Consider the following 13094-nt stretch of genomic DNA (forward strand, 5'->3'; position numbering starts at 1 on the left):
TTAGGTGTATTCAGTAATTTGGATAATACTTATTTTATTTGGATATGCATCGATGATAACAAAGTATATATATAATGAGTTATATATATAATATTAGTCACTGGTACGGCGACCATAGCGATAGGGTCACATCTGAACTCGTCTCGATCTCAGTAATAAAGTCTATCCACGTTTTGTTTGGTACTATAGATGGTAAGTCTATGGGAATTTCAGAAAGTTGCCGGCCTTTAAAATTATTTTTAGAACTTATTTTTAATTTTGAATTTCATGACTTTTAAAAATGCCGTGGTAGTTCAGTTGGGAGAACGCCAGACTGAAGATCTGGATGTCGCTGGTTCAAGTCCGGCCCACGGCATACTATTATTAATTATTTTTTTCTGTTTTAAAATTCTATTTTTATAATTATTTTGATCTATTATGGAAATCTTATTTTCTATTAAATTATTGTATTTTTTTTGGTTTCTTTGTAATTTTCTATTATTATACTTAATTATTTATTTGTATATTAAGGTAGGAAGTATTGATTAGAAATTAGCTTTATTTTATTTTATATTTAAATCAAGTATAATTCTGAGTTTATTCTATTAATAGTATTAGTATTCTTTTAGATATTATTTTATTTAGTTTATGTTTTATTGTTTTTATTTTTTTATAATATTCTTATTCATTTTTTATAATACTTTTTTTTATTATTTTATTTAATTTTCTACCTTTTTTAAATTCATTTTAAGGTTATACTATTTATTTAATTGGACTTATTTTAAATTATTTACTGGGTGATTATTTTATCTATATATTTTAGTAAATTTCATGAATTATTTTTAAGTTATTGTTGTAAAAATCACTCCAGTCTTTTATATATCGTAATATATTCTAAATTACTTATTTTAATCATTGTTTAAATTATGGTTTTATTTAGTGTACTTTGTTTATTTCATATTCTTTTTTTTCGAGTTTTATTTTTCATATTTTTTATATTATTTTCATTAATTTTTATACAATTTTTAATTTATTTTCATGATAAAACTAAAAATACTATGATTGATATAAATTATTATGTCATTTCCAGTTTCTGGATAAGTACTATTGGGTTTAATAACTAAACCTAATCTGTAATGGATATTTTTAGTATAAAATATGACTGCCTGGTACGAGGGTTACTCGGGGAGGGATGTTGGTAATCTACCTGTGATCTGGAGAGTTAGTAAACAGGCAATATTTTAATTAAAAAAAAGGTTTTGTATGGGAGGTTATCTAGAATTTATCTAGTATATCTTTATAAACACTTTTTATAGGTTCTTCTGATTTTTCATATATTTTTTTAAGTATTAATTCTGGAGTACTATTTGCTAAATAATTTATTTTTGGACTTCTATCTACTATTAAGTTATAATCACTGTCAAGTCCCTTTGCTTCTATACCATCTGTTCTAATATGTATATTTTCAGTTCTTTTAAGTATTTCTGGTGCCATATGTGTTACTATCACAGCATATGATTCATCATCTTGTATATGTTCAATAAATCCTATGATTATTTTCACTGCTGCTTCTAGTTCTGTTATTGATTCAAGTTCATCAATTAATATTAATTTCTTTTTATTACCTACAGCTACAGGTATGAATGAAGTTAAAAATGTTTCAAATGCTCCAGCATTCAGTGACTGTTTCTTTGTAAAGTAATATACCTCGTTTGTTTGTGGTATTATGGCCTTTTTAGAACATACTCCAAGACCCATATGTGCCATAATAGTATGTTGCGCTAACATTTCAAGTAGTGTTGTTTTTCCACCACTATTTGCTCCTGTTAGAAGTATGATATTATTTTCATTATCTAAATTGTAATTTATAGGTTGAATTTCTTTATTTTCTATTTTTTCCTGTTGTTTTAATCTTAATTCAAGACTATCTTCAAGATAATATTCATCTTTAATTTGAGGTATTGTTAGATTGTAGAACTTTGTAAAACTTGCTAGTGTAAATTGATAATCATAATGTATAAGTTCTTCTGTTTCTATTTCTATTTCTTTTCTATATTTTTCTAGTATAACACATGCATTAATTTCTTGTTCATATTCCTTTAAATGAATATTTGCAAGTGTATTTTCTTGTATTCTTTTTATTTCATCATAATCTAATTCTAAGGGGTATTTAATTATGAATGGATCGAATATTAATCCAGTTTTATTTGTTATTTCTTCTTTTGCTTCATCTAGTACTTCATTGAATATACTCATTATTTTTGATGGAAGATTTCCTTCATTATTTAATAGTTGTAGTACTTCATCACCTTCAAGTGCTATTTCCTTTATTTGTTGATTTATTGTATCGTTAGCTTCATCTTTAATCTCTTCCACAACATCTATAATTGCTTTTTTATTTTTCTTTTCTAATGATATACTATCAAGTGCTACTAAAACTTCATCTATACAACTTTCAAGTCCAAGATATTCTCTTAATTGGTAGACATACTCTAGTGTTGATCTATTTTTTCTATAGTATTCAAGTATGATATTTGGCTGAATTTCATAGTCTGGACTATCATTACTTATAGATACAACATTTGCAGATTCACCAGGATCTACATTATATTCATTATATAAATATATTACAAATTCAAAGTCATCTAGACTCACATGATCCTCTAAGGGGTATATGTTACAGTACTTGTTTATTCCCCTTTTTATTAGAGATAAATAATCATTATAATCTTCACATAATATTGCATATTCATCATTAAATTTTGGTTTTACATCGTTATTCAATGGTTTTATATTTTCATATAGTAATCTTATGTAATTATAGTCTAAATTAGCAGTATCGTCCAGTGTTTTTTCTATTAATTGACTGGTTCTTTTAATTTCATCATAGTCAGTTGTGGGATTTAGAAGTAACACCCTATTTCTTGCATAATCTGTACTTGTAAATTCAAGAATTTTATTGATGATATCTTCATAGATTTTCTGTGCCTGTTGTGTTTTTATAAAATTATCTTCATTAATTCCATGTATAAATCTAATAATTTCCAGAGCTTTTTTTTGACTTAATCCCTGAATATTCATTAACTTATCAATATCATATTCCAGTACTGAATTAACAAATACATCATATGAACCATAGCTTTGAATTATCTTATCTATAAGCTTACTTCCCACACCTTTTATTTGTTCAATTTCAAATATATCTAACACTTCCAGATGTTGTTAATAATAATTTAATTAGTGAAATAGAATTCATTTTATTATAATTACTTAAATATCTTTTTCAACATAATATTTTATATTAATAATGTATTTTTCATATTATTTTAAATAATCTTATATTAAAAAAATCATATTATTTTTTTTAAATATTGTGGAGGCTATTATGGATTTTATAATATACATAGTTTTATTATTAATTGGTGGTTGTTTTGGAGGATTAATGGCAGGACTACTTGGAGTTGGTGGTGGAATAATTCTTTCACCAATACAATATTATTTACTTCAATCAATAGGTGTTAATCCAAGTATTGCTCTTCCCATGTCCTTTGCAACAAGTCTTGCAGTAATCTTTGTTACAATGATTAGGGGAACACGTGAACATTATAGAAATGGTAATGTTGAAGATAGATTTCTTAAACAGATGATGATTCTAGGATTTATTGGAGCAATATGTGGAGCATTCATATCTACACATATCGATGTTACATTACTTAGTTTTCTCTTTGGAGTTCTTTGTATAGTGGCAGTACTTAACATGATTCTAATAAAATATCCTGATAATGATGAGAATATAAGTAAAAGTAAATTAGGTCATTCATTATTAGGTTTTGCTGCTGGATTGTTATGTGGATTACTAGGAGTTGGTGGTGGAGTAATTATGATTCCAGCCCTTACAATACTACTAAAGTATCCAACACATAAGGCAATTGGAACATCATCAGCTTCAATAATTGCAACAACACTTGGAGGACTTATAGCATATATCATTCTTGGATTAAATGTTTCAAATCTTCCACAGTTTTCTATAGGTTATGTGAATATTTTACAATTTATATTCTTAACAATAACAAGTACATTTGTTGTAAAATATGCTGCTGATTTATCAGTAAAAATAGATGCTAGAATTCTAAAAATATTCCATATAATTATTGTAGGCTATATTGGTCTTAATATGATTGGAATCATCTAAAAAGAAGAAAAAAAGTTTTCTTCTATATTATTTTTTATATACTCCTTTTTCAAAGTTTGCTTCATAGAAATTATTATTTACATTCAATGTTAATGTGGATGATTTATTGTTGTTTATGTTATTGAAGTGGTGGAGTATTGTTTTTGTATCATCTAGGTTGAATAATCTAGAATCAATACTTAGGAAATCTATTTGTGTATTATTTTTTATTTTATTTATTTGTCTAGATAAATCAAGTATTCTATAGTCAAATATATGACTTTGTTTATAACAGTCAAGTTTTAATTTAAATCTATTGTTTCTTTTATCAACTAGGTAGAAGTTACTTATATTATCATCACAAATCAGTGTGTTAAAATCATCCTTACTTAGCATTAATTGAATATAACCAAATACCATATATTCAAGTTGACATGATGTATTTCTTAATTGTTTAATATCATTGAATGCGAGTTCATTAGATATGGCTAATCTTTTAAATCCTGGTGTTTTAGCTAGTTTTTCAATTGAATAGTTGTTATATATATTTAAATTACTTCCATAACAATCTACATCTAAAGCATCACATACACCAATGTTATCACTTTGAACTATAATATCAATATCTTCAAGTTGAAGTTTTAATAGAATTTCACTAACAGATGGTAAGTCTTTATCAAGTAGTAGTTGTGGTAGTATCCATACAATTTTTTTATTTGAAAGAGTTTTATTTAACTTTACTAAATCATCATATATATTTTCTAAATATTCATCTATAGTCTCATAATTATAATTTGCATCATAGTAAACATATTCTATAAAATCATAATCTTTAATAATTAATGCCTGTTCTATGGAACTTATATAGATGTTCCATTGGGTATTACTTGTTTTAGTTTCATGTTTTTTATAATGATTATTTTTAAATATTTCAATGTTGTTTTTTACTTCTTTAATTTCATTTTTTGTTGGTATGTATGAATTCATTATTGTTTTATCAACATACTCTATTAATTGTCTTCTTATGTTGTTTAAGGTGGATGTTGGCATGAAGAGATCTTCTTGGAAATTTTCATAACTTATTTTTCCAATTTTGTAGTTTGTATTTCCTGTTTTTGCTAGTTGTTTATTGATAACATCCTTTGTTAGGGGTTTGTTTATTGCTTTTTCAAATTTATCTTTACTTGTAAATGTAAGTGTTTTTTTGTAATGATCACTCATACATTTTATTACAAGTTTGCCCTCATTATTAATAGAAACATTAAGATTAAGTGTTGTTTTATGAATGTTTTTTTGATTTATAATTTGTTTGGTTGTTTTATTAAGATATTTTGAATATGTGATATAGACCATAGAATCTTCTTTTACTGGAATGTTCTTTCTTAGCAATATTTTAATCTTATTTTTTGATTGTGAAAAAATTCTACTAACATACATTCCACAACTTTCACCATCATACTCAAATTTAAGACCATCACCATTAACAATCTTTGTAGGAAAACGTTTATTACCAAACTTAATAGTAACACTATTCTCATCAACTTTAATAACTCTACCAATAGGATAACCCTGACTTCCAGAACGTTCTCTACCAACAACATTAGAACTTTCATTATTCATAATATATCCACTAGTTAAACCCCTATTAAATGCAAGATTTAATAATAAATAATTATCTCTATTAATATCACCATCAATAGCACATCTATATGCATAAACACTACTTGAAACATATTCTACAGGTTTCATTCTACCTTCAATCTTAATGGAATTAACACCAGCATCAACTATTTCCTCAATATTATTATATGTACATAAATCCTTAGTACTTAAAAGATAAGTACTACTTGTAAATTTACTACCATATTCATCCTCTAAAGTATATCTCATTCTACAAGGTTGGGCACATAAACCTCTATTACCACTTCTACCACCTAAAAATGATGACATTAGACACTGGCCAGAATAACAATAACATAAAGCTCCATGACCAAATACTTCAACGTTCATATCATGATTAAATCTGTGAATATTAGTAGTAATATTTTTAATTCTATCTATTGGAACTTCTCTTGAGAGATTAACATTACTATAACCATTTTCACATAACCATTTAACAAAAGAATAATCATAGATAGTCATTTGTGTAGAAGCATGTAACTCTAAATTAGGCATCAAACTATTGATGATACATCCAAGACCAATATCCTGAATAATAACAGCATCCACACCATGAGAATATAAATAGAAAACATAATCAACAACATCAACAATTTCACTCTCACAAATAGATATATTAACAGTAACAAAAACCTTAACATTATATTCATGACAAAAGTTAATAGCCTCCTTTAATTCATCATAATTAAAATTATCAGCAAAATATCTGGCACCATACTTATTTCCAGATAAATACACATAATCAGCACCACTAAATACAGCTGCAGATAAAGTCTTCATAGAACCTACAGGTGCAAGTATTTTACATTCATTATTCAAAAATAATCTCCTCCCAAAAAACATCTTTACTTTATTATCTTTTTATTTAATTATATAAAATAAATTAAGATGAAAAAATAAACATATTGATATAATAAAATTCTTTGGAGAAAATATATGTACATAGTATTAGAAGGAATAGATGGAGTAGGAAAAACAACACAAACAGAAAAACTAAAAGAATGGTTAGAAAAACGTGGATTTAGTGTAAAAACAATAGTAGAACCAACAGATTCAGATATAGGTAAAATAATACGGGAAGAACTATTAAAACCAGAAGCAACATCTGATACAAATCAACAAATGTTAGCACTACTATTTGCAGCCGATAGATTAACTCTAAAAGATGAGATAAATCAAGTAAAAAATAATCAACAAAAAATATTAATAAGTGACAGATCATTCTACTCCAGTATAACCTACCAAAATTCCACAACAATAGAACCTGAATGGATTTATAAGATAAACAAACATACACCACGACCAGATTTAACAATAATATTAGATATTGATGAAGATGAAGCTTTAAAACGTTGTGATAAAATAGATACGTTTGAAAACAAGGAATTTCTTGAAAAAACAAGGGAGAACTATTTAAAATTAGTAAAAACTGAGAAAAATATTGTAAAAATAGATGCAACACCTACAGAAGATGTAGTTCAAGATGAAATCCGTAATCAAATCATAAAATATTTAAAATTATGATATTTTTTTTAATAAAAAGAAAAAAGGAGTAATTCTCCTTTACATATTTAAACGTTCCTTCATAATATCTACAAGATAATTAATAGCATCGTTTATATCATATAATGTTCCATGGAACTGAGGACCTTCATCTGATTGTTTAAGTTGAATATTAAATTTATTCACAGTTTCCTTAATTTCACTTACATTTGGTCCAGGAGGAAGTGTAACATCCACAACATGTTTTGCTGCTTCTCTTAAATCCTCAAGTTCACCTTCAAATAATAGAAGACCTTCCCTTGTTTGTAACATATTTAAATGATACTTTGAAATCATTTCATCAACTTGTCTTGGTTGCATACCAGACAATACCCTCATTGTATGTTTAGCACACATAAATAACATCCACCTATTTTTAGTTATTTTCCATATATTCACGAGCAGGAGCTAATCTTTCAATTAAATATTTGCTTACAGTATTTTTCAAGTCCATTGGATGTAAATCTTCATTTTCATATGTTTGAATCAATTCTTCTTCTGTTAATTCAAGATTTCCACCAAATTTTTCAGGTCTTTCAATTAAAATTTTTTCATGAGTATCAAATATGTAATAATGAGCAATTTCCATAACAGGATTGTCCTCAGAAACACCTATTGGACAGAAACTTTTATTTATCTTATTTTTAATTTCTTTAGGAGTATCATCTATTGCAATGAAGTTACCTTTACTACTTGACATTTTATCAGATCCATCAGTTCCATGAATCAATGGTATATGAATACATACAGGAGGACGATATCCTAATCTTGGAAGTATTTCTCTTGCTAACATGTGAATTTTTCTCTGTTCCATTCCACCAACAGCAATATCTGCATCTAAATCATGAATATCTAATGCTTGCATAATTGGATAAAGTGTCTGAGCAACATCATGTGTTTCATTTCTTGAAACAAGTGCCATACTACGTTGTGCTCTTTGAATTGTAGTGAGTTTAGCAGCTTTAAATACTTCTGTAATATATTCTGGTGTCATACGATCTGAACCAAGAATAAAATTAGTATCTTCACTTAAACCTAATGCTTTAAAACATTTAATATTGTATTTTGCAACTTCATTTAATTCATCTAATGTACCTTTATTATTAAGATAAGCATGTAGGTTAGCAATAAATATGGTGATTTTAAAACCAGCATCTTGTAATGTTTTCATTTTCTTAATTGTTAATGCATGACCTAGATGAACTTTACCTGATGGTTCAAATCCCACATATGCTCTTTTTTCATCTTTTTTTAATAATTCTTTTAATTCTTCAACTTCTATAATTTCTGCTGTGTCTTTTGAAATATTTTCAACAGATGCATCTATATCCATTTATGTTCCTCCAACTCTTAGTAAATATATATTATATTAATATGTATGTTCTATCTTTTATTTTTATAACATTAATTTCTTCACCAATATTGAATCTTTCCATTGATTCATGTTTTTTCAAGTCAACTGTATCATAATTATCAGGGTCAAGAACTTGAATATCTGTTGGTGTGATGTTTGTAATTGTGGTTTGTCTTATATCGTTTGGTGTGGCAATTTTCTTTATTTTATCATATTCTTTCCAACTAATAGATTCATCCTCATATGTGTGAATATTCCTACCAACAAATTTATGACTTCCAATCTTTTTAATTTCTAAAATCTTATTATCATATTCAATAAAGTCATTTCTATGAAATGATGGTAATCTAACAGAAAGCCAAGAACGATACAAATCCTTACTCTTTGATTTATCATGACCTACAATTTTACGTGACTCTGTTATATGTCCACCAAACTGTTTTTGCATATTTATTGCAATTTTATGAGCTGCATTATAAGAGCCTACCTCATAATCAATACCTTCCTTTAGAACTATACGTTCTGTCACATAGGCTAATTTATTAGTCTTAGAAATTCTTTGTATTTCATTTGAAATGAAAAGATCAGCTTCCTCTATTTCAGATTCTTCTAATTTTCTATCATCAGCACGTAGTTGTATCACTGCCTCATAATATCCAGAATAAAACTTACTACAATCAGAACAAACACCCTTTTCAACCTTTACCTCTATTGGGTATTTCTTTTCTATTGGCTCACCTATGATATTTCCAGATACATGTAATATACAATCATATACAGTACCTCTATTATTTGTTATTTGCGTTTCTATCACTGGATTTAGTAGTTTAGGATTTATTTCAATATCTTTTTGTATTGCATCATTAATAATTTCATCATCATAGTAACCAGTTTGAACCCATTTATCATGTTTTAATGTGGCACCACAATGTGAACATACTGTGAATGTTGCATATTCTGGAACTTCTACGAGTTCAAATTCCTTAAGAAAACATTCTTTACATAATCCATCATATAATTTTTCTTCACTATTACAAAGTAAACAAAACATGTAATCACTCTAAATTTATTTATTTCTACTGAAAAAATTTTCTTCAAATAAAAAAAAAGTTCTATATTGAGGAGATAAATCTAAAAAAAGGATTATAATAGAATAATACTATTATAATGATTTTAATGGTGCTCTTGCTCCACAAGCACTACATTTTAACATGTCAATACGATCTTCACGTATAATAACAGTATCTGGTCTGTTACATTCATGACACATTACAAAGTTATCCACATATTCTTTTACACGGTCATTTATTACATAATGTGTGAATTTACCTTGAAGTATAGCTCTATTTCCTTCAACATTTCCAGAAGTACCTAATTCTCTTAGTAAATATTTAAGTACGTGTTGTGGATCTCTGTTTAATGTTCTTGAAACATCACCAAAGTTTTTAATAATTGTACGATTTCCCTGAATAACAGAGTATCCTTTAGGTACTTTAAATCTTTTTGCTTCAAATATTTTATCTGGTAACTGTTCATATGCTTGATCTAGTAATTTTTCATATTCTTTAAATTCTGCATTTTCTTTTGCCATTATATGTCCTCGTCTTTAATTTTTTTTAAAATGAAATTATAATATTGATTAAATAAAACTCAGATTATATTATACATATCCTTAAGATATGGTATTATTTTTTTATTAGTATAATATAATTATATAAATACGTATTATTTAATTTTGTTATGCTACTTTATAATGGTCTGATGTTGGCTCATAAATAACACCCTTACTTTTGAGCATATTAATTACCTCATCAACCTTCTCTTCACCAACATTGTATTTATCTGCAAGTTCAGCATAAACAATATTTTTAGGAGCACTTCCCTCATATTCATCAGATAATTCCTTAATAACATCAATAATAATATTTATCTTATCTCTCTCAGATTTTGATGTTCTTCCTTCAACCTTATCAATATCTACTTTTCCAGTATCAGGATCATATCCCACTTGTTTCATACAATCTTCTTGTAATTTTATTGCACGTTGAGCATCTTCTTTTAATACTTCATTACTTAATCTAATACGTGCACTAGCTTCTGCTAAACGTACAAGAGCTTCTAATTGACGAGCAGTAATTGGTACTGGGGATTCCTCATCAATTGCACCACTACGCATAGTTACATAGAAGTCTTGCAATACTTCTGCAGCTTCTTTTGTTAATGTAGGTTGTACACTTTTACGTGCATATGCAATATATTTTCTCATAAGTTCTGGTTCAATAACATAGGGGATTGTACTGTCCTGATGGATTTTTAATATATGGCCTGCAAGGTCATGGTCACGTTCAGCATTTGGTTTATCTTCAATAATGAATATTAAATCAAAACGTGAAAGAATTGGTGAAGGTAGATCTATTTGTTCAGCAATAGATTTGTATCTGTCAAATCTACCAAATTTTGGGTTTGCAGCAGCAAGTACACTACAACGACTGTTAAGTGTTGCCATAATTCCTGCTTTTGCAATGGATATTGTTTGCTGTTCAAGAGCCTCGTGTATTGCAGATCTATCTTCTTCTCTCATTTTATCAAGTTCGTCTACACATACATTACCCTTATCACCAAGTACAAGTGCACCTGCTTCTAAACTCCAACCTCCAAGATCATCACGTACAGCTGCAGCAGTAAGTCCAACACCACTGGTACCTTTACCACTCGTATATATTCCACGAGGTGCTAATTTTGAAACATATTTTAATATCTGAGATTTACCAATACCAGGATCTCCTACTATTAGAATATGCATATCTCCCCTAATATGGGTTTTATCTTCGAGAACCTTTGCAGTTCCCCCAAATAATTGGAATGCAATAGCTTCTTTAACTTCAAAATAGCCTCTAATAGAAGGTGCTGTTGATTCAATGATTTTCTGATAGATATCAGGAGACTTTGCAAGTTCAATAATCTTTTCTTCATCTTCTTCATCAATATGTAACTCTTCAAATTCCTGTTCAAGAGGTTCAATATAATTTCCATAGATAAAATTATTAAATCTTTTAGTTCTTTCATCACGTTGAGTTTTAAGAGTACCTGTAATTCTAACTTTATCTCCTGGAGCTAATGTATCAACAAGATCATCTTCTAGTATTATGTTAATCTGTCTTGGCTGATCTCCTCCTGAAAGATTTTCAAGAGGTTCTTGTAACTTAACAGTTTGTGTATCCATATATCTAGATTCATCTTGAACTAATCTAAATGATCTTCCACCACATTCCTGACATACTGCTGGTTCATGTATGATATTTGATTTCTGTTCTACTTCATGCATTCTCATACAACTTCTACATTCAAAAACAGCACTCATTATTCTTGGATGAATTTCATCAGTTTTACGAACAATTCCATCTACTGCTATGAATTTACCAATAAATTCACTACGTAAAAATCTTAATGGAATGTTGTTTCTCACATTTTTAAATCTAACATTTAATTTTGCATTTTTTCGTTGTGGATCTATATTTACTATTGATTTTGTTGCAGCTTCAAGTGTTTCATCTGGTTTTTCAATTAATAAATCTGCAGAATCAGGGTCAAACATTTCTAATTCATTATAATCTACTACAACAGATTTTTCCTCTGGAAACATATCAAGTACAGCAAATACTTCGTCCTTACAACGAGTACTAAAAAATTCTTCAAGTTTTAATGTTGAGGATGGTGTTAAATTTTTTCGATTTTCGCTTCTCGTTGTCATATGATATTAGTTTATTTGTGTTATTATTTTTATATTTAATAGTGGTGTTTTTTATAAGACAACTTTTTTTTACATAATAATTATTAATACTTTTAATAATAAAAAAATATACTAGAGATAAAATAACTAAGAATAATATATTATTAGATTAGAGAGGTTTTTTATGAAAAAATCAAGGTTAAGACTTTTTAAAACAACTTCTTTAACAATTTCTTTAATTGGTATAATTTTAATTTTATTAACTATTGGTGTAGTTGGATATATCATAGTGACAGATGTAACAAATTCTGTTTCCACAACTGTAAATAGTGGTTCTGCATATGATAATTTAACTCAGTTAAAATCAGATTATAATAATTTATCACAGAAATATTCGGCTTTAAATGAACAGTTAGGAACTCATGCTGAAAATAATGTTAAAACTAATTATAATGAAGGTAAATTGAAATTATCTGAATTAAATGAAACTATTAATTCAATAGAAAGTGATATTAATAAAGGTGCTTCTGATAAAATAATCAGTAGTGAAATTAATCAAGCAAAAGAAGATATAAAAGAAGCTGAAGAAGTGTATAATAATATAACTGCATCTAAGTAGTTGTGCTTCTTCAAATTAT

General features: G+C 27.4%; 10 protein-coding genes, 1 tRNA gene and 1 rRNA gene. 5 read left to right on the forward strand and 7 right to left on the reverse strand.

Going from position 1 to position 13094, the window contains the following annotated elements; genetic code table 11:
* Window positions 1-104 precede the first annotated feature (104 nt).
* A 5S ribosomal RNA gene (gene rrf / locus BZ132_RS01865) occupies window positions 105-226 on the forward strand.
* Window positions 227-282: 56 nt separating this feature from the next.
* A tRNA-Phe gene (locus tag BZ132_RS01870) sits at window positions 283-355 on the forward strand.
* Between the two features lie 899 nt (window positions 356-1254).
* Here BZ132_RS01870 and BZ132_RS01875 read toward each other — a convergent pair.
* On the reverse strand, window positions 1255-3189 hold the full coding sequence (locus BZ132_RS01875; protein WP_011405957.1) for an AAA family ATPase: 1935 nt from the start codon (window positions 3187-3189) through the stop codon (window positions 1255-1257).
* A 175-nt stretch (window positions 3190-3364) separates the two neighbouring features.
* Here BZ132_RS01875 and BZ132_RS01880 point away from each other — a divergent pair, with 175 nt between their 5' ends.
* Complete coding sequence (locus tag BZ132_RS01880) at window positions 3365-4171, forward strand: sulfite exporter TauE/SafE family protein (protein WP_286940286.1); 807 nt, start codon at window positions 3365-3367, stop codon at window positions 4169-4171.
* A 27-nt stretch (window positions 4172-4198) separates the two neighbouring features.
* On the opposite strand, the gene BZ132_RS01885 is transcribed toward BZ132_RS01880, so the two are convergent.
* The gene (locus tag BZ132_RS01885; RefSeq protein WP_286940288.1) at window positions 4199-6649 is read right to left on the reverse strand and encodes a U32 family peptidase; all 2451 of its coding nucleotides are present in this window, start codon (window positions 6647-6649) and stop codon (window positions 4199-4201) included.
* Window positions 6650-6766: 117 nt separating this feature from the next.
* Between BZ132_RS01885 and tmk the strand changes: the two genes are divergently transcribed.
* Entirely contained in the window at window positions 6767-7354 is a 588-nt protein-coding gene (tmk, locus tag BZ132_RS01890) for a dTMP kinase (protein WP_011405960.1), read from the forward strand.
* Between the two features lie 39 nt (window positions 7355-7393).
* Here the strand turns inward: tmk and BZ132_RS01895 are convergent, their stop codons facing one another.
* The 5 genes from BZ132_RS01895 to BZ132_RS01915 all read right to left on the reverse strand — a co-directional run bounded on the left by BZ132_RS01895 (window position 7394) and on the right by BZ132_RS01915 (window position 12477).
* Window positions 7394-7729: a hypothetical protein gene (locus BZ132_RS01895; RefSeq protein ID WP_011405961.1), complete on the reverse strand. Its 336-nt coding sequence runs from the start codon at window positions 7727-7729 to the stop codon at window positions 7394-7396.
* 19 nt (window positions 7730-7748) lie between these two features.
* The gene (locus BZ132_RS01900; RefSeq protein WP_011405962.1) at window positions 7749-8705 is read right to left on the reverse strand and encodes a tyrosine--tRNA ligase; all 957 of its coding nucleotides are present in this window, start codon (window positions 8703-8705) and stop codon (window positions 7749-7751) included.
* A gap of 31 nt (window positions 8706-8736) precedes the next feature.
* Complete coding sequence (locus BZ132_RS01905; RefSeq protein ID WP_011405963.1) at window positions 8737-9777, reverse strand: 60S ribosomal export protein NMD3; 1041 nt, start codon at window positions 9775-9777, stop codon at window positions 8737-8739.
* Between the two features lie 111 nt (window positions 9778-9888).
* A complete protein-coding gene (locus BZ132_RS01910; RefSeq protein WP_011405964.1) occupies window positions 9889-10317 on the reverse strand; it encodes a translation initiation factor IF-2 subunit beta in 429 nt (142 codons plus the stop codon).
* 147 nt (window positions 10318-10464) lie between these two features.
* Complete coding sequence (locus BZ132_RS01915) at window positions 10465-12477, reverse strand: minichromosome maintenance protein MCM (RefSeq protein WP_011405965.1); 2013 nt, start codon at window positions 12475-12477, stop codon at window positions 10465-10467.
* Window positions 12478-12640: 163 nt separating this feature from the next.
* Here BZ132_RS01915 and BZ132_RS01920 point away from each other — a divergent pair, with 163 nt between their 5' ends.
* Window positions 12641-13075 (forward strand): hypothetical protein, encoded by a 435-nt coding sequence (locus BZ132_RS01920; protein WP_011405966.1) that lies wholly within the window; start codon window positions 12641-12643, stop codon window positions 13073-13075.
* Window positions 13076-13094 lie beyond the last annotated feature (19 nt).

The organism is Methanosphaera sp. DEW79 (genome assembly GCF_003266085.1).
GTDB lineage: Archaea > Methanobacteriota > Methanobacteria > Methanobacteriales > Methanobacteriaceae > Methanosphaera > Methanosphaera stadtmanae.

Coding starts and splice junctions, on each gene's coding strand:
- BZ132_RS01900 (WP_011405962.1), bottom strand. CDS start 8,705: ATGGATATAGATGCATCTGTTGAAAATATTTCAAAAGACACAGCAGAA.
- tmk (WP_011405960.1), top strand. CDS start 6,767: ATGTACATAGTATTAGAAGGAATAGATGGAGTAGGAAAAACAACACAA.
- BZ132_RS01880 (WP_286940286.1), top strand. CDS start 3,365: ATGGATTTTATAATATACATAGTTTTATTATTAATTGGTGGTTGTTTT.
- BZ132_RS01905 (WP_011405963.1), bottom strand. CDS start 9,777: ATGTTTTGTTTACTTTGTAATAGTGAAGAAAAATTATATGATGGATTA.
- BZ132_RS01915 (WP_011405965.1), bottom strand. CDS start 12,477: ATGACAACGAGAAGCGAAAATCGAAAAAATTTAACACCATCCTCAACA.
- BZ132_RS01895 (WP_011405961.1), bottom strand. CDS start 7,729: ATGTGTGCTAAACATACAATGAGGGTATTGTCTGGTATGCAACCAAGA.
- BZ132_RS01920 (WP_011405966.1), top strand. CDS start 12,641: ATGAAAAAATCAAGGTTAAGACTTTTTAAAACAACTTCTTTAACAATT.
- BZ132_RS01910 (WP_011405964.1), bottom strand. CDS start 10,317: ATGGCAAAAGAAAATGCAGAATTTAAAGAATATGAAAAATTACTAGAT.